A 16,021-nucleotide genomic window follows, 5' to 3' on the forward strand; every position below is an offset into this window, starting at 1 on the left:
AACGTGGCCGCCGTGACCACCGAGACTGCCCCGCCCGCGGCGAAGCGGGTGCCCAGCGAGCGCACCCACCACGGCGACACCGTCGTCGACGAGTACGCCTGGCTCGCCGCCAAGGACGACCCGGAGACGATCGCCTACCTGACCGCCGAGAACGAGTACACCGACGCGCGGACGGCACACCTCGCCGACCTGCGCGCCACCCTGTTCGAGGAGACTCGCCGACGCACCCAGGAGACCGACCTGTCCGTGCCGACCCGCAAGGGCGGGCACTGGTACTACACCCGGACGGTCGAGGGACAACAGTACGGAGTGCAGTGCCGCCGGGCGGTCCGCGACGGTGAGACCGACCCGCCGGTAAGCGCCGACGGCGCCCCGCTCGACGGCGAGGAGGTGCTGCTCGACGGCAACCAACTGGCCGACGGGCACGACTTCTTCTCGCTCGGCGCGTTCGACGTCAGCCCGGACGGCCGCTGGCTGGCCTACTCCACCGACTTCTCCGGTGACGAGCGGTTCACCCTGCGCGTGAAGGACCTGAGCACCGGCGAGCTGCTGCCGGACGAGGTGCCCGACACCTTCTACGGCACCGCCTGGTCGACCGACGCCTCGGCGCTGTTCTACGTGACCGTCGACGACGCGTGGCGGCCGAACCGGGTCTGGCGGCACACCGTCGGCTCCGCCGCCGCCGACGACGTGGTGGTCCACCAGGAGGACGACGAGCGGTTCTGGGTGGGCGTGGAGCTCACCCGGTCGGAAAAGTTCATCCTCATCGACGTGCACAGCAAGGTGACGAGCGAGGTGCTGGTGATCCCCGCCGGCAACCCGACCGGCGCGCCGGCCGTGATCGCGCCCCGCCGACAGGGCGTCGAGTACACGGTGGAGCACCACGGCCACCGTTTCCTGATCCTGCACAACGACGGCGCGGAGGACTTCGCGCTGGCGTTCACCTCGGCGGACGTACCGGGCGACTGGGTGCCGCTGATCGAGCACACCCCCGGCACCCGGCTGGAGGCCGTCGACGCCTTCGCCAACCACCTGGTGGTGTCGCTGCGCACCGACGGGCTCACCGGGCTGCGGGTCCTGCCGGTGGGCAGTGACGACGGGTACGACATCGACTTCCCCGAGCCGCTGTACAGCGTCGGGTTGGACGCCAACCCGGAGTACCGCACCGGCCAGGTCCGGCTGCGCTACTCCTCCCTGATCACCCCCGACTCGGTGTACGACTACGACCTGGTCACCCGGCAGATGGTGCTGCTGAAGCAGAAGCCGGTGCTGCCGGGGCCGGACGGGCGACCGTACGACCCGAACGAGTACGAGCAGCACCGCGACTGGGCGCTCGCCGACGACGGCACCCGGGTGCCGATCTCGCTGGTCTGCCGCGTCGGCACCCCCCGGGACGGCTCGGCGCCCTGCGAGCTGTACGGCTACGGCTCGTACGAGGCCAGCATGGACCCGTGGTTCTCGGTGGCCCGACTGTCCCTGTTGGACCGGGGCGTGGTCTTCGCGGTAGCGCACATCCGGGGCGGCGGCGAGTTGGGCCGTCGGTGGTACGACCAGGGCAAACTGCTGGCCAAGAAGAACACCTTCACCGACTTCGTGGCGTGCGCCCAGCACCTCGTCAAGGCCGGCTGGACGGCGAGCGACCGGCTGGTCGCCCGGGGTGCCTCGGCCGGTGGTCTGCTGATGGGCGCGGTGGCCAACCTCGCGCCGGACGCGTTCACCGGGATCGTGGCGCAGGTGCCGTTCGTGGACGCGCTCACCTCGATCCTCGACCCGTCGCTGCCGCTGACCGTCACCGAGTGGGAGGAGTGGGGCAACCCCCTCGACGACCCCGAGGTGTACGCGTACATGAAGTCCTACACGCCGTACGAGAATGTCGCCGCCGTGGACTACCCCGCGATCCTCGCGGTGACCAGCCTCAACGACACCCGGGTGCTCTACTCCGAGCCGGCGAAGTGGATCGCCCGGCTGCGGGCGGTCGCACCTGGCGGTGACTACCTGCTGAAGACCGAGATGGGTGCCGGGCACGGCGGTCCGAGTGGTCGCTACGACTCCTGGCGCGAGGAGGCGTTCATCAACGCCTGGATCCTGGACCGGATCGGCCGCGCCTGACCCGTCGCCGTTGGCGTGCTCGCGCTCGATCGTGGGAAGGGTCTCCTCGGCGGCCGGGGAGACCACCTCGTCCACGATCGGGCGCGAGCACCGGCGGCTCGGGGCACCGCACGCCGTGTGGCTGGTGTTCCCGGATCGCGGCGGATGTCGCGGCCTAGACTTCCGAGGTGACCGAGGCGACGGATGGCGACGGCGAGGCCGCCGAGGAGGCCCGCCGACCGAGCGTGGCGGCGGTGGCACGGGATCGCCGGGTCTGGCTGATCCTCGCCGTGGTCACCGGCCTGCTGGTCTGCTGCTGCTCGGCCGTGGTCGGCACGCTCGTCGCGCTCTCGTCCGGTCTGCTCACCGCCTGACCGGCCGGGCGTGAGCCGGTGTGGAAGATCGGCTCAGGTCGCCCGCAGCTCGTCCAGGGCGGTGCTCGATCGCAGGAAGAGCAGGCCGACACCGACCGTCACCAGCACCGCCGCCAGGGCGCCGGTGCCGAGCCATGCCAGGTGCTCCAGGGGTACGGGAACGGCTCGCTGCACCTCGGGGTAGTACACGATCCGGGAGTACTGCTCCCGGGTGGCCGGGTCGTCGCAGAGCGCGGCCGTGGCCTCGCAGATCAACGTCGACCCGCTGCCCGCTGACACCTCCGTCTCCAGGCCCCGGCCGAGCAGCGTGCCCACGGTGAGCGCGAGCAGGATCGCCGGCACGGCCGGCAGCAACGCCTGCCAGGCCACCGAACGGGCCAGCGTGGCGCGGGGCACCCCGGTGGCGACAAGTGCGGCGTAGGCGCGGCGTCGGGCAACGATCCCCTCGACCAGCGCGACGATCAGGCCGCCCGTCGCGATCAGGATGGCCACGGCGATCGCGCCGTCGACAAGATCCATCGTCGACAGGTAGAAGGGGTTGGCGCCACCGTCCGCCCCGGCGATTCGACTCTGCTCCCGCTCGACCTGGTCCTTCGTGGCGAAGTAGGCGCGCTGGGCTGCCGCACCGCCACCCAAGATCAGGGCGGCGAGCAGCGCCGCGAACGTGCGACTGCCCGCCCACGGATCGGCCATCAGCCGACCCGCCGCGAGCAGGGCCGAGGCGCGGCGGGCGTGCCGACGCAGCAGCACCCCGCAGTGGTACGAGATCCAGCCGGTGCCGATCACCACCCCGATCATCGCCGCGAACGCACCCGCCGTGAACAGCAGCGGCACCAGCCAAGCCACCTCCGTCCGGTCGTCGAACCGAGCCAGCGCAGGATCGATCAGCGCGAACGAGAGCACGCCGAACCCAATCAGGATCCCGGCCCACGGACCCGGCCCGCGCTCGCGGGCAGCCTTACGACTCACCCCGAGCGGGCTGGTGGTGACCGTACGCAGCATCAGGGCGGTGGCCAGCGCCGCGACGACCGGCAGACCGAACACCACGCCGGCCACCGCGCCTGTCGACGGCAGCACGTCGGTGGGCAGGGCCAGTTGACCCCGGGCGTCCGGGCGGTGCAGCGACTCGCGACCGATCAGGTAGACACCCAGCCCAGCCAGCGTGCCGAACAGAGCGGCCACACCGGTCTCCAGCACCACCAGCCGGGTGACCTGCCCGGGAGTAGCGCCGGCCAACCGGAGCGCGGCCAACCGGCGGTCCCGCGCCGGCGCACCGAGCCGGGCGCACTGACCGGCAAGCGCCAGCACCGGAATCATCAGCGTCAGCAGCGCGAACGCCGTGCCGCCGCGCAACCCGGGCTCCACCAGCAGAGCGTTGTGGTACTGCTCCGACCACCTGTTCGGGTTCTCATCCGTCGCCAGAGGCGTGGGGATGGCCAGCACGGTCAGCGCCGCGAGCCCGGCCAGGCTGGCCAGCAGGGCGCTGAGCGCGGTCAGCACCACCCGGGCGGTGTCGGTGCGGGTGCCGGCGAGCGCGAGACGGACAAGCGTCGTCGGTCTCACCGGGGCGCACCGCCGGCCAGCGGCACGTCGAGCCCCAGGCCGCCGTGGTCCACCAGGCCGTCGCGCAACACGACCTCCCGATCGGCGTACGCGGCGATCCGCGGCTCGTGGGTGACCAGCACGACCGCGGTGCGCTGCTCACGGGCGAGCCGGACCAGTTGGGTGAGGACCTGCTCGCCGCTGAGCGTGTCCAGTGCGCCGGTCGGCTCGTCCGCGAAGAGCACCCGAGGCTCGGTCACCAGCGCCCGCGCCGTGGCACAACGTTGCTGCTGACCCCCCGACATCCCACCCGGCCGGACGTCGGCCACCTCGGCCACCCCGAACCGTTCCAGCCAGGTGAGCGCCGCCGTCCGTGCCTCTCGCCGCCCCGTGCCGGCGAGGAGCAGAGGAAGTGCGACGTTCTCGACGGCGGTCAGCTCGGCCACCAACTGACCGAACTGGAACAGCACCCCGAACTCGGTGCGCCGCAGCCGGGACCGGGCCGCCTCGGACCAGGTGTCGATCCGCTGCCCGCGCCAGGTGACCTCGCCGACATCCGGCCGGAGGATCCCGGCCAGGCAGTGCAGCAGGGTCGACTTGCCGCAGCCGCTCGGGCCGGTGATCGCGACGATCTCACCCTCGGCCACGTCGAGCGTCACACCGCGCAGCGCGGGCGTCGGGCCGTACGCCCGGACCACGCCGCGAGCCTGGAGTTGCGTCACGGATGCACCTCCCGGTGCCAGTCGGCGACCCGGCCCAGGGTGGCGTGCAGCCACCGCAGATCCGCGTCGAGGTGGGCGATCGCGAAATCGGCCGCGACCACGTCGCTGAGGGTGGCGGCCACATCGGTCTTGACCGCGGTCAGCTCACGCAGCCGTGCGGTGTGCGCGGCGCGCTGGGCCGTCAGGTACGAGCGGGCCCGATCGACGTCGGCGACAAGCAGCGCCACCACGACCTTGGCGAAGAGCGTGCTCGCCACGTACGGCATTGGTGGTTCCACCGTGGACAACCACTGGTCCAGCGCGTCCCGCCCCTGGTCGGTCAGCGCGTACGCCGTGCGGTCCGGCCCGGCCACCCGGTCCTGCCCGGCGGTCGCCACCAGCCCGTCGCGTTCGAGCCGGCCGAGAGTGGCGTAGACCTGCCCGAACGCCAACGGCCGAGCCCGTGGCAGCCGCTCGTCGTGCGCACGCTTCAGCTCATAACCGTGCCGGCTGCCCGCAGCCAACAACCCGAGCAGAACATGCGGCGTGGACACCCCGCCCACTATTCACCCAGCGAATACCCAAGTCAACAACCACCCACCATGATCAACGCGGAAGGGTTGGTCATCCCGTGGGGTCGGTCAACGCGGCAGGGTCGGTTAACCCGGGAGGGGTGGAGGCCGGGGGGGTCTGTTAGGGGGTTTGGGGCCAGGTGGGGGTGCGGCCGGTCTGGGTCAGGAGGCGGGTCAGGTCGGAGGCCAGGTCGGGGGTGGTGGTGAGGGTCGGCACCGGGTCGGCGAAGACGCCCATCTTGCGGGCGGTGGGGCCCAACTGCTCGACCAGCCCGTGCAGCTCGGCCACCGCCTCCGGGGCCGGGTGGTACGGCTGGTCGGTGGCGACCGCGAGGTCCCAGCCGTGCACTGTCAGGTCCAGCAGGGCCATCCCTCCCACGACGGTCTGCGGCATGCCCATGCCCGGCGACAGACCCTCCAGGGTGGACGGGTCCGACCACGCGGCGACCAACCGGTCGGTCTCCACCCCGAACCGATTCCGCCAGCCGTCGCCGAGGTGGTCGGGCTTTTCGGCCCACTCCGCCGGTTGCTTCGCGGCCAGCCCCTGGAAGTTGATTACCACCTCGAAGAGATGGTTGAGCAGGTCACGGACCACGTAGTCGCGGCACGGCGTGGGCAGGTCGAGTTGGTCGTCGGCGATGCCGCGCACCACGTCGACGGTTCGCGGCGCGGCGGCGGCCAGCAGATGGCTAGTCTGAGTGGACATAGGGCCAGCGTATGAGGGTGGTCTTGAACAAATGCGACAGCGACCGCGTGGCGACAGCCGGGGGATTCTCGACCCCGGGCGTCTGCTGCGCGAGGTGTCCTTCCGTCGGCACCTGCCGGCGGAGCCGCTGCGTCCGTGGGTCGAGCACTACTGGCTCATCGACTGGGCGTTGAGCACGCCGTTCGAGCAGCGGGTCGTGCCGCATCCGGCGGTCAACGTGGTGTTCCGACGTGACGACGACGGGCCCGAGTCCGGCGAGGTGGCCGGGGTGGGTCGCAACCTGTTCCGGATCACGATCGACGGCACCGGCCAGGTGTCCGGGGTGCAGTTCCGCCCCGGCGGCTTCCACGCGTTCTGGCGTAGCCCGGTCAGTGAGCTGACCGGGCGTAGGGTGCCGCTGCCCACCGGTCGGCTGACCCGCACACACATCCCGGTGCACGCGGGCGTAGCCCAGGGACCACAGACGTCGGCGGCCGACGACGACGCGCGCTGCCGGGCCCTGGACGCCCTCCTCACCGCGTGGCGGCCGGAGCCGGGCCCGATGGCCGGGGAGGCAGTCCGACTGGCCGAGGCGATCCGCACCGACCGGACGGTGTTGCGGGTCGACGAGTTCGCGGCGCGGCACGACGTCCCGGTCCGCCGGTTGCAGCGGCTCTTCCTGGAGTACGTGGGGGTCGGGCCGAAGTGGGTGATTCGCCGCTACCGGCTTCAGGAGGCTGTCGAACAGGCCGCCGGTGGCCCGCTGAGCTGGGCCGACCTCGCCGCCGACCTCGGCTACAGCGACCAGGCCCACCTGGTCCGCGACTTCACCGCCGTGGCCGGGGTCTCCCCCGCCGCGTACGCCCGCTCGGTGCGCTGAGTACGTCGCGAGACGGCTGACCGGGCGGACAGCTCAACGGCGGCGCAGGACGACCACCGCGACGTCGTCCTGGATCTCGGGCGGGGCCAGCTCCACGAGCAGTCGGGCGCAGAACTGGTCCAGGTCACCGTCGACAGTCGCGGCGACCGCGGCAAGCGCGGCGAGTCCCTCGTCGATCGTGGCGTCCCGTCGTTCGATCAGCCCGTCGGTGTAGAAGACCAGCGTGGCCCCGGCCGGGACCACGAACTCCAGGTCGGCGGGGCGCGGGGCGCGGACGCCGAGCAGTGGCGCGGAGTGCTGCACGAACTCGACCTTGCCGTCCACGACCATCAGCGGCGGGAGGTGCCCGGCGCTGGCCAACCGGACCCGCCCGGTCGGCGGGTGCAGCAACAGCACGCAGAGCGTCGCCAGTTCGTTCGGCAGCAGCGTACGCATCAGCTCGTTGACCCGGTGCAGGATCTCGCCGGGCTGGTGACCCTCTACCGCGTACGCCCGCACCGCGTGCCGCAGCTCGGCCATCACGGTCGCCGCGTGCAGCGAGTGGCCGGCCACGTCCCCGATCGCCAGCAGCAGGTGACCGTCGAGCATCACCAGCTCGTAGAAGTCGCCACCCACCTCGGTCTGTGCGCTTGCCGGCTCGTAGCGCACCGCGAGGTCGAGGCCGACAACCGAGGGCAGCCCGCGCGGAAGCAGACTGCGTTGCAGGGTGACGGCGATCCGGTGTTCCTCGTCGAAGGAGCGTTGGGCCTCCACGGCAGCCGCCACCGCCTGGGCGAGCTGCACCAGCACCGGGGTCCGGGCGGTCTGGGTGGCGGTCGGCACCACCACGTACAGCGGGGCGCGGTCCTCGCGGAGCTTGGCGGCGGCGACGGTCACCGAGTCGGCGTCCGGCCAGTCGACCAACGCCCAGTTCTCCGGGGCGTCCACCCGCACCGTGGGGCCGGTCGGCACTCCGGTGTCGTCGACGATCCACGGCACGACGGTGGCCGCCTCGCCCGGCCCGGCGCAGACACCGGCGATGCAGTCACCGTCGAAGGTCTCGGCGATCACCGCTGCCGGGCTCTTGAAGATCAGCGCGGCGCCCTCGGCGGCGGCCTCCAGCAGGCGCGCGAAGGTCGGCGCGGCGTGCACCGCCACCGTCGTGTCGGCCAGCCCGAGCAGCCGCTCGGCGAGCAGTTCGGCCCGCTGCCGTGCCTGGTAGTAGCGCAGCACCGCCCGGGTGGTGGCGATCAGCTCTTCAGGTTCGATGGGCTCGGTCAGGTACGCGTCCGCGCCCCGGGTAAGCCCCTGGGCGCGGTCGGCCACGTCCACGGCGTGCGCCGACACGTGGATCACCGGCATCGCCGGGTGCCGCGCCTTGATCTGTTCGCAGACCTCGTACCCGCTGAGGTCGGGCAGCCGGACGTCGAGGACCACCAGATCGATCCGGTCCACCTCGACCCGGGCCAACGCGTCGGCGCCGTTCTCGGCCTCCAACACGGTGAACCCGGCCCGGGTCAGCCAGCTGACCAGCAGGTAGCGCTTGGTACGACTGTCGTCGACCACCAGGATGGTTGTCGGCATGCCGTCCACGCCGTCACGCTCCGCCGACGGGTAGGGAGACGGTGAATGTGCTGCCCTGACCGGCCGCGCTGGTCAGCTCAAGTGTGCCACCGAGCAGCGTCACCAACCGCCGGGCGTACGGCAGGCCGAGGCCGGTGCCGCCGACCCGGGTGGCGCCCGGCACCTGATAGAACTCCTCGAAGATCCGGTCGTGCAGCTCCGGAGCGATGCCCGGCCCGGTGTCGCTGACCTCGAACTGCCACCGGTCGCCGTGCTGGCTGGCCCGCAGTCGCACCTCGCCGCGCTCGGTGAACTTCAGCCCGTTGTGCAGCAGGTTGCGCAGCACCTGGCCGATCAGGACTTCGTCGGTGCGCAGGAGGGCCGGCGCGGCGGGCTCCTCCACGACCAGCTCCACCTCCGGTCGGGTGGCAAGCGCGCGCAGCGTGCCGCGCAGTTGACCGAAGACCTGGCGCAGGTCGACGTCGGTCAGCTCCGGCTCGATCCGGCCGGACTCCGCCTTGGCCAGGTCGAGCAGCTCGTTGACGAGGTTGAGCAGGTCGGCGGCGGACGAACGAATCAGGTCGACCTGGCGGCCCTGTTCGTCGGTGAGCGGGTCGGAGGCGGAGTCGGTGAGCAGCCGCCCCAACCCGATGATCGCGGTGACCGGGGCCCGCAGCTCGTGGCTCACGTTGGCGAGGAACCGGCTCTTCGACTCGCTCGCCGCACGGAGCTGGGCCGACTTCTCGTCCAGCTCGGCGTAGAGGGCGACCACCCCGCGGTTGGTCTCTTCCAGTTCCTCGGTGAGCTGGTTGTAGAGGGCCAGCACGCCGCGGTTGGTCTCGGCCAGCTCCTCGTTCAGCACGGCCAGTTCGTCGCGCTGGCTGCGCACCTCGTCGAGGGCGGCGATGAGCTGCCCGTTCTGCACGGTCAGCTCATCCAGCGCACTGCTCGGCGCGGTGCGGCCGAGTTCGGTACGGAACTCGGCGAGCCGCTCCGGGGTCGGCGTCGGCGCGTTGGCCGGGACTCGTCGGGACATCCGTACGACCGTAACCCCCTCGACGGTCGACACGCTCAACGTGTCGACCAGGCGGGACACCGCGCCGGACTGGGGCTCGTAGCGGTCACCCGGTAGCGGGGCCACCGGGGCCAGGTCGGCGCGCAGGTGGAACCGGCCGTCGGAGCCCGCCACGATGTGGAAGCTGACGTCCGCTCCGCCGGTCGTCCGCAGCAGATCCCGGGCCACCTCGCTGAGCGCGGTGGCGATCCGCACCTGGTCCTGGTGTTCGAGGCCGACCACCGCGGCCACCTCGCGGCCTCGTTGGCGGATCACGAAGATGTCCTGCTCGACCCGCAGGGCCATCTGCAGCAGCGGCAGGGCCGCGGGTTCGTCGATCATGACCAGGACCGTGCGACAAGTACGCAGGCGTCGTCGCGCCGCACGCCGGCGTCGCGCAGCAGCGTCGCCGCCATCACCAGTGGTGACTTCTCCATCAGGCCCGGGTAGTCGGCCAACCGCCACCGGTCGACCACCCCGTCGCTGTGCATCACCAGGCGGGCGCCGGAACCGAACGGGTACGCGTACTCCCGGATCGTCGGCCGCTGGTGCCCGGCGATGCCTGGCAACGAGACCAGCCCGCGACGCTTGTCGTCGGCATCGACGACCACGCCGGAGATGTTGCCCAGGCCGGCGTAGTGCAGCATCCCGGCCTCGGGTGCCAACTCGGCGACCGCGAGTGCGGCCCCACGGGTGTGCGACATGCTCCGGTGCAGGTGACCGACGACCGTCGCCGGCGGGCCCGCCGGGGCGTTGCGGAACGCGGCGAGCGCCGCGTCGGTGGCGGCCCCGGCCAGCGGGCCGTGCCCCAACCCGTCGCTGACAAGCACCTGGTGCCGCCCGTCGGCGACCCGGACCGCGTACCCGTCGCCACTTACCGTCTCACCGGTCAGCGGTCGGGTGAGGGCTTCGGCCCACGACGGCCGGGCCGCCTCGGCCGACCAGACCTGCACGGCGAGGACCGTGCCGCGGCCGGGCAGTGAGTATCCGTCGAACCAGCTGGCCTGCCGAACGATGGCACCCAGGCCGATGCCGAGGGTGCCGGCGGTGGAGTGCCCGTCCTGGGACGAGACGGTCAGGTCGGCCATGCCGGGCCCGGAGTCGATGGCCACCAGCTCCACCCCGGCCTGCCCGGCGCGGCGTACCGGTCGGAGCAGCAGGACGCCGTCGTCGGCGTGCTTGACCAGGTTGCTGGTCAGCTCGGCCGCGACGATGGCGAGGTCGGCGATGCGTGCCTCGCCCATCTCCACCTGCGCGCCGAGACGCTCGGCGGCACGCCGGACGGCGCTCGCCGCGCTGCTGGCCTCGACCCGGAACCAGATGCCACTGTCGGTGACCGCATCGGCGTTCACCGTGCCCACTTGGTGACCGTGATCCGGGTGCCGGTCTCCGCTGACGTCTCGATCTCGAACTCGTCGACCAGGCGTCTCGACCCACTGAGCCCGAGGCCGAGGCCGCCGCCGCTGGTGTAGCCGTCGGTCATGGCCAGATCGAGGTCGGCGATGCCCGGCCCGGAGTCGGCGAACACGATCTGCACGCCCTTGCGTCGACCGTTGTCCACGACCGCCACCTCCACCGAACCGCCGCCGCCGTACACCAGGGTGTTGCGGGCCAGCTCGCTCGCCGCGGTGACCACCTTGGTCTGGTCGACGAGGGACAGCTTGACGGCCACCGCCACGGCGCGGACCAGTTGCCGGACGCGCACCACGTCCTCGTCGCTCCGGATCGCCTGCGCCTGCGGCTGGCCCAGGTCGACGCCCGCGGTCACGGCGTGGCCGTCTCGGCGTCCGGATCGTCGTCGAGCTGGAGATCGAGCTCGTCGGCGCGGGCCGCCGCGACCAACTCCATGCCGCGCTCGACGTTCAGCGCGGTACGGATGCCGTTGAGCGACAGCCCCAGTTCGACAAGGGTGATGGCGACGGCCGGGCGCATTCCGACGACAACCGTCTCCGCGTCGAGCACCTTGGAGATCGACGCGATGGTGGAGAGCATCCGACCGACGAAGGAGTCGACGATGTCCAGCGCGGTGATGTCGATGATGACGCCGTGGCAACCGGTCGCCACGATCCGCTCGGCGAGATCCTCCTGGAGCTGCACCGCCGTCTGGTCGGACATGTCCAGCTGGATGGAGACGAGGAGGATGTCACCGATCTTGAGGATCGGCACACGTTCCATCAGATGTCCCTACGCGGCTGGCGGCGGGCGGTCTCCACCCCGGTGAGCCGCAGCACGTGGCGCAGCGCGTCGGCGAGGCTCGCCTTGGTGGCGATGTCGCCGAACTCGATGCCGAGCGCCACGATGGTCTGCGCGATCTGCGGCCGGATGCCGGAGATGATGCAGTCGGCGCCCATCAACCGGGCGGCCACCACGGTCTTCAGGATGTGCTGGGCGACCTGGGTGTCCACCGCCGGTACGCCGGTGATGTCGATGATCGCGTACGGCGAGCCGGTGTCGACGAGCGTCTGCAGCAGTCGTTCCATGACGACCTGGGCCCGGGCCGAGTCCAGGGTGCCGACGAGCGGGACGGCGACGACACCCTCCCAGAGCTTGACCACCGGCGTGGAGAGTTCGAGCAGTTGCTCGGCCTGGTCGGCGATCAGGCTCTCGCGGGTGCGCACGAAGCTCTCGAAGGTGTAGAGCCCCATCTCGTCGACGAGCTTCGAGAAGGCGACGTAGTCCTGCAGCGCGCTCGGGCCGCCGGCCTCTTGCAGCAGCTCGGCCAGGACTTCCTTGAGGGCGAAGACGCTGATCGTGGTCTCGGTGGCGGAGAAGCCCTGCCGGGCCCGACCACTTGACAGCTCGGAGAGCGCGGCACGCAGCTCGCCGGCGCCGTCGGCGGACAGGTCGATGGTGCCCTGCTCGCCGGTGGTGACGATGGCGCCGTGCAGATCCTGGACCTGTCGGCGCAGCTCGGCCTGGCTCAACCGGCCGCGCAACGAACTGGTGACGATCTCGGTCCACCGAGTCGTGACCCGGTCGGCCTGCCCGCCGAGCAGCGCGACGAGCCGACTGCTTTCCTCGGTGCTCAACGCCATTTCGAACCCCCTTGACCTGGACCGGGCGGACTCTATCACCGGGAGCTGATCAACTACTTGCCCCGTAGCAACGGAATGACGGTGGCCACCGGATGATGGCTCCCGTTCTGCATCGGGCCCCGGTCTTGGGATACCGTTCCCCCGATAACAGGAGGCTTGGCGAATGTCGTTGACGGTGCACACGGAACAACGCGGCGACGTGGTCGTCGTGTCGGTCGCGGGCGAGCTGGACATGGCCACCGCACCGCAGCTTCAGGACCAGATCACCGACCTGCTCGACAAGGGCCGTAACCGGCTCGTTTTCGACCTGGCGGACGTCTCGTTCTGCGACTCGACGGGGCTGTCGGTCTTCGTCCGCGCCAAGAACAGCTGCGACGAGGCCGGCGGCGTGGTTCGCCTGGCCGCCCCGCAGCGTGGGGTGCTGCGCATCCTCGAGGTGAGCGGGCTGGTCGAGGTGCTGCACACCTACCCGACGGTGGATGAGGCAGTCGCCGGCGAACCGACGCCGGCTTCCTCCTGACCGCAGCGACTGGTCACTCGTCCTCGACGTAACGGGGACGAGCGATCGCCATGCCCGCGGTCGTCTGCACGGCGAGCGCGCCCAGCAGGAACCCGATCGGTGCGGTCCAACCGCCGGTGGCCTCGTAGAGGATGCCGACCATCAGCGGGCCGAGGGCGGCGATCACGTACCCGGTGCTCTGCGCGAACGCGGAGAGCGCGACAGTCCCCTCGGCGGTGCGGGCACGCAGGCCGATGGCGGTCAGGATCATCGGGAAGGCGCCCTGACCGATCGCCAGCAGGGCGACCCAGAGCAGCGCGGCACCGTGCGGCGCGAGCGCCAACCCCAGGTAGGCGAGCGCCGACGCGGTGGTCAACCCCAGCACCAGCGGGCGCAGGCTGCCGAGTCGGCCGGCCAGGGTGGGCATCAGCAGAGCGATCGGCACGCCGAGCGCGGTCACTCCGGCGAGCAGCAGCCCGGCCGACTCCGGGTGGTAACCGGCGTCGCGGAACAGCTGCGCCAGCCAGCCCATGATCGCGTACCCGCTGAGTGACTGCGCCCCGAAGTACACGGCCATCGCCCAGCCGAGCCGGGTCCGCGCCGGCCGGACCCGCATCGGTGTGGCGACCGCCGTCGGGGTCACCCGCCGCGCCCCGGCGCGGGTCCGCAACGCCAGCGGCACCCACGGGAGTACGGCCACCGCGGCCATCGCGGCCCAGACGCCGAGCCCGGCCCGCCACGACCCGAAGGCGTGGGCGATCGGCACCGCGGAGGCGGCGGCCACCGTCGTGCCGACTGTCAACGCCATCGTGTACGCCCCGGTGACCAGGCCGGTGCGGTGCGGGAAGTGCTGCTTGACCAGCATCGGCAGCAGGATGTTCGCGACCGCGATGCCGGACAGCGCCAACGCGCTGGTGAGCACGAAGATCAAGGCCGAGTCGGTGGCGACCCGAAGCACCTGGCCGACGGCGAGGGCGAGCATGGCGACCACGAGCACCCGGGCCGGCGCCACCCGGCGGACCAGCCACGGGGTGAGCGCGCCGAGGCCGGCGAACGCGATGGTCGGCAGAGTGGTGACCAGACCTGCGGTGACGCCGGAGAGGCCCAGCCCGTCACGGACCTCGTCCAGCAGCGCGCCGAGACTCGTCACCACCGCACGCAGGTTGAGCGCGACCAGCAGCATCCCGACCAGCACCAGCGCCCCGCCTGTCGCCGGGTGTGTCCGCCGGCCGGCACCGGGGTCCCCCGTCGGGCGCAAGTCGACGGCGACGGGGGCAGGCAGCGCCGGAGCGGCGGTTGGTGGCGGGGTCATGACCGCTAACCTACAATCATGGGATGAATTTGGGCTCGGTGATGTAACCAGTGCCACCGTCGGTTGAATTCCCCTCCGTGCCTCCCCGCGGCCATCGGGTCCGGCAGACCACCGAGCAACTCCGCGCCCGGATCCTCGGCGGCGAATGGCCGGTCGGCGGGCGCATCCCCACCGAGCCCCAACTGGTCGCCGCGCTTGGCGTCGGACGCAACACGGTCCGCGAGGCCGTCCGCGCCCTGGTGCACGCCGGGGTGCTCGAGTGCCGGCAGGGCTCCGGCACCTACGTGGTGTCCACCGACGAACTGGCGCCGGTGGTCGCCCGCCGGCTCGGCGACGACCGGATGACCGAGGTCGTCGAGGTGCGCCGCGCCTTCGAGGTGGAGGCCGCCCGGCTCGCCGCGCTGAGGCGTACACCCGAGGACCTGGCGGCGCTCGACGGCGCGCTCGCCCGGCGCGAGGCCGCCTGGCACGGCGGCCGGGTCGACGCGTTCGTCGAGGCCGACGCGGCACTGCACACCGCGGTGGTCGCCGCCGCGCACAACGCCATGCTCGCCGAGCTGTACGCCTCGGTGGGCACCGCACTGCGCAGCACGGTCGCCCAGGCCATGGGTGGGGCGCTCACGCCCGAGCGCTACGTCGACCACACCCGGCTGGTCGAGGCGATCCGGGCCGGCGATCCCGCCCGGGCGGCGCTCGAAGCCGGCGCTTTTCTGGAACCCGCCGAACGGGCATAGGTTGTGCCCGACAGAAAAGCGGACACCTCGGGAGTACGAATGCTCAAGGGCTTCAAAGACTTCATCATGCGCGGCAACGTCGTCGACCTGGCGGTCGGCATCGTGATCGGTGCCGCGTTCACCGGCGTGGTCACCCAACTCACCAAGTCGTTCCTCGAACCGCTGATCAAGGCACTCGGCGGGGGCACTGGCCTGTCGGCCGGGAGGTGGGAGATCACCAAGGGCAACTACATGGACTGGGCGGGGTTCATCAACGCCCTGATCACCTTCCTGCTCACCGCTGCGGTGCTCTACTTCTTCGTGGTGTTCCCCATGAACAAGCTGGCCGAGCGGCGCAAGCGGGGCGAGGAGCCGCCGCCGGCGGCGCCGAGCGAGGAGGTCAAGCTGCTCACCGAGATCCGGGACGCCCTGGTCTCCGCCGGCCACACCACCCCCGGTCAGCAGCGCGGAGCGCTTGACGAAGCGCTTGGCCGGCGTACCGAACCGCCGACGCAGCGCTGACACACACGAATGCACATCGGCCCCTGTGGGATTCCCGCAGGGGCCGCACTTTCTCGTACGTGTGTTCGATAGAGTCCCGCCATGGAGCAGCGAAAGCACTGGTGGAACGGGAAGTGGGGGCGGCTGGCCCGGCGGGACGTATTCCTGCGGGTGGACGCCGATCGGTGGCACGTCGAGCAGCGGGCCGGCGGCGCCGAAGGCATATCCCGTTTCTACGAGTACGGCAGTGCGGACGAGGCCGAGGAGACCGTCCGGGCCCTGCTCGACGGCCCGGACGCCTGGCGGGAACTGTCCCCCCGCCAGCCCGGCAGCTGGACCCTCCCGAACACCTGAGTGAGGGCGGCGCGGCGTGCGCGACGCGGGCCGTGGAGGCGGCATTGCTTTCGACGGTGATGACTCTGAGGCATATTGATGCCTCAGAGTCATCACGCTCTTCAGGCCCATCGCTTCCCGGCCATCGCGCTCCAAGTCGCTGCCGTAGTTGCTGAGCATCGGGCTGATG

General features: G+C 71.5%; 18 protein-coding genes. 7 read left to right on the forward strand and 11 right to left on the reverse strand.

What is annotated here, in order from left to right; all coding sequences use genetic code 11:
• Positions 1–12: 12 nt before the first annotated feature.
• Together AB0C15_RS02495 and AB0C15_RS02500 are read left to right on the forward strand one after the other, a co-directional pair.
• Entirely contained in the window at positions 13–2,109 is a 2,097-nt protein-coding gene (locus tag AB0C15_RS02495; RefSeq protein ID WP_357347929.1) for a S9 family peptidase, read from the forward strand.
• A gap of 167 nt (positions 2,110–2,276) precedes the next feature.
• Positions 2,277–2,462, forward strand: a complete 186-nt coding sequence (locus AB0C15_RS02500) for a hypothetical protein (RefSeq protein ID WP_357347931.1) — start codon at positions 2,277–2,279, stop codon at positions 2,460–2,462.
• A gap of 33 nt (positions 2,463–2,495) precedes the next feature.
• On the opposite strand, the gene AB0C15_RS02505 is transcribed toward AB0C15_RS02500, so the two are convergent.
• The 4 genes from AB0C15_RS02505 to AB0C15_RS02520 all read right to left on the reverse strand — a co-directional run bounded on the left by AB0C15_RS02505 (position 2,496) and on the right by AB0C15_RS02520 (position 5,983).
• Positions 2,496–4,025, reverse strand: a complete 1,530-nt coding sequence (locus AB0C15_RS02505) for an FtsX-like permease family protein (RefSeq protein ID WP_357347933.1) — start codon at positions 4,023–4,025, stop codon at positions 2,496–2,498.
• The gene (locus tag AB0C15_RS02510; protein WP_357347934.1) at positions 4,022–4,726 is read right to left on the reverse strand and encodes an ABC transporter ATP-binding protein; all 705 of its coding nucleotides are present in this window, start codon (positions 4,724–4,726) and stop codon (positions 4,022–4,024) included. The genes AB0C15_RS02505 and AB0C15_RS02510 overlap by 4 nt, the downstream gene beginning before the upstream one ends.
• Positions 4,723–5,259 (reverse strand): PadR family transcriptional regulator, encoded by a 537-nt coding sequence (locus AB0C15_RS02515; protein WP_357347936.1) that lies wholly within the window; start codon positions 5,257–5,259, stop codon positions 4,723–4,725. The genes AB0C15_RS02510 and AB0C15_RS02515 overlap by 4 nt, the downstream gene beginning before the upstream one ends.
• 139 nt (positions 5,260–5,398) lie before the next feature.
• Entirely contained in the window at positions 5,399–5,983 is a 585-nt protein-coding gene (locus AB0C15_RS02520) for a TIGR03086 family metal-binding protein (protein ID WP_357347938.1), read from the reverse strand.
• 31 nt (positions 5,984–6,014) lie between these two features.
• On the opposite strand from AB0C15_RS02520, the gene AB0C15_RS02525 reads away from it, so the two are divergent.
• Positions 6,015–6,842 (forward strand): AraC family transcriptional regulator, encoded by an 828-nt coding sequence (locus AB0C15_RS02525; protein WP_357347940.1) that lies wholly within the window; start codon positions 6,015–6,017, stop codon positions 6,840–6,842.
• Positions 6,843–6,875: 33 nt separating this feature from the next.
• Here AB0C15_RS02525 and AB0C15_RS02530 read toward each other — a convergent pair whose 3' ends face one another.
• From AB0C15_RS02530 to AB0C15_RS02555, 6 genes are read right to left on the reverse strand one after another with little or no spacing between them, the layout of a single operon-like run.
• A complete protein-coding gene (locus AB0C15_RS02530) occupies positions 6,876–8,405 on the reverse strand; it encodes a SpoIIE family protein phosphatase (RefSeq protein WP_357347942.1) in 1,530 nt (509 codons plus the stop codon).
• A 13-nt stretch (positions 8,406–8,418) separates the two neighbouring features.
• A complete protein-coding gene (locus AB0C15_RS02535; RefSeq protein ID WP_357347944.1) occupies positions 8,419–9,780 on the reverse strand; it encodes a sensor histidine kinase in 1,362 nt (453 codons plus the stop codon).
• A complete protein-coding gene (locus AB0C15_RS02540) occupies positions 9,777–10,790 on the reverse strand; it encodes a SpoIIE family protein phosphatase (RefSeq protein ID WP_357348656.1) in 1,014 nt (337 codons plus the stop codon). Before AB0C15_RS02540 ends, AB0C15_RS02535 begins: the two co-directional genes overlap by 4 nt.
• Positions 10,787–11,206: an anti-sigma regulatory factor gene (locus tag AB0C15_RS02545; protein ID WP_357347946.1), complete on the reverse strand. Its 420-nt coding sequence runs from the start codon at positions 11,204–11,206 to the stop codon at positions 10,787–10,789. Before AB0C15_RS02545 ends, AB0C15_RS02540 begins: the two co-directional genes overlap by 4 nt.
• The gene (locus AB0C15_RS02550) at positions 11,203–11,613 is read right to left on the reverse strand and encodes an STAS domain-containing protein (protein WP_357347948.1); all 411 of its coding nucleotides are present in this window, start codon (positions 11,611–11,613) and stop codon (positions 11,203–11,205) included. Before AB0C15_RS02550 ends, AB0C15_RS02545 begins: the two co-directional genes overlap by 4 nt.
• Positions 11,613–12,473, reverse strand: a complete 861-nt coding sequence (locus tag AB0C15_RS02555; protein WP_357347950.1) for an STAS domain-containing protein — start codon at positions 12,471–12,473, stop codon at positions 11,613–11,615. The genes AB0C15_RS02550 and AB0C15_RS02555 overlap by 1 nt, the downstream gene beginning before the upstream one ends.
• Before the next feature lie 163 nt (positions 12,474–12,636).
• Here AB0C15_RS02555 and AB0C15_RS02560 point away from each other — a divergent pair, with 163 nt between their 5' ends.
• Positions 12,637–12,993, forward strand: a complete 357-nt coding sequence (locus AB0C15_RS02560; RefSeq protein WP_007454464.1) for an STAS domain-containing protein — start codon at positions 12,637–12,639, stop codon at positions 12,991–12,993.
• A gap of 13 nt (positions 12,994–13,006) precedes the next feature.
• On the opposite strand, the gene AB0C15_RS02565 is transcribed toward AB0C15_RS02560, so the two are convergent.
• The gene (locus AB0C15_RS02565; protein WP_357348658.1) at positions 13,007–14,155 is read right to left on the reverse strand and encodes an MFS transporter; all 1,149 of its coding nucleotides are present in this window, start codon (positions 14,153–14,155) and stop codon (positions 13,007–13,009) included.
• Between the two features lie 179 nt (positions 14,156–14,334).
• On the opposite strand from AB0C15_RS02565, the gene AB0C15_RS02570 reads away from it, so the two are divergent.
• The 3 genes from AB0C15_RS02570 to AB0C15_RS02580 all read left to right on the forward strand — a co-directional run bounded on the left by AB0C15_RS02570 (position 14,335) and on the right by AB0C15_RS02580 (position 15,852).
• Positions 14,335–15,018, forward strand: coding sequence for a FadR/GntR family transcriptional regulator (locus tag AB0C15_RS02570; RefSeq protein WP_357347952.1), 684 nt, complete (start codon positions 14,335–14,337; stop codon positions 15,016–15,018).
• A 39-nt stretch (positions 15,019–15,057) separates the two neighbouring features.
• Entirely contained in the window at positions 15,058–15,519 is a 462-nt protein-coding gene (gene mscL, locus AB0C15_RS02575; RefSeq protein WP_357347954.1) for a large conductance mechanosensitive channel protein MscL, read from the forward strand.
• A gap of 81 nt (positions 15,520–15,600) precedes the next feature.
• Positions 15,601–15,852 (forward strand): hypothetical protein, encoded by a 252-nt coding sequence (locus tag AB0C15_RS02580; RefSeq protein ID WP_357347956.1) that lies wholly within the window; start codon positions 15,601–15,603, stop codon positions 15,850–15,852.
• The last annotated feature ends 169 nt before the right edge of the window (positions 15,853–16,021 follow it).

Source organism: Micromonospora sp. NPDC048835, assembly GCF_040649995.1.
GTDB lineage: Bacteria > Actinomycetota > Actinomycetes > Mycobacteriales > Micromonosporaceae > Micromonospora.

Bases quoted from the DNA above. Each gene is read 5' to 3' on its own strand.
- AB0C15_RS02520 (WP_357347938.1), bottom strand. From the start codon at position 5,983: ATGTCCACTCAGACTAGCCATCTGCTGGCCGCCGCCGCGCCGCGAACC.
- AB0C15_RS02525 (WP_357347940.1), top strand. From the start codon at position 6,015: ATGCGACAGCGACCGCGTGGCGACAGCCGGGGGATTCTCGACCCCGGG.
- AB0C15_RS02530 (WP_357347942.1), bottom strand. From the start codon at position 8,405: ATGCCGACAACCATCCTGGTGGTCGACGACAGTCGTACCAAGCGCTAC.
- AB0C15_RS02535 (WP_357347944.1), bottom strand. From the start codon at position 9,780: ATGATCGACGAACCCGCGGCCCTGCCGCTGCTGCAGATGGCCCTGCGG.
- AB0C15_RS02550 (WP_357347948.1), bottom strand. From the start codon at position 11,613: ATGGAACGTGTGCCGATCCTCAAGATCGGTGACATCCTCCTCGTCTCC.
- AB0C15_RS02555 (WP_357347950.1), bottom strand. From the start codon at position 12,473: ATGGCGTTGAGCACCGAGGAAAGCAGTCGGCTCGTCGCGCTGCTCGGC.
- AB0C15_RS02560 (WP_007454464.1), top strand. From the start codon at position 12,637: ATGTCGTTGACGGTGCACACGGAACAACGCGGCGACGTGGTCGTCGTG.
- AB0C15_RS02565 (WP_357348658.1), bottom strand. From the start codon at position 14,155: ATGCTGCTGGTCGCGCTCAACCTGCGTGCGGTGGTGACGAGTCTCGGC.
- mscL (WP_357347954.1), top strand. From the start codon at position 15,058: ATGCTCAAGGGCTTCAAAGACTTCATCATGCGCGGCAACGTCGTCGAC.
- AB0C15_RS02580 (WP_357347956.1), top strand. From the start codon at position 15,601: ATGGAGCAGCGAAAGCACTGGTGGAACGGGAAGTGGGGGCGGCTGGCC.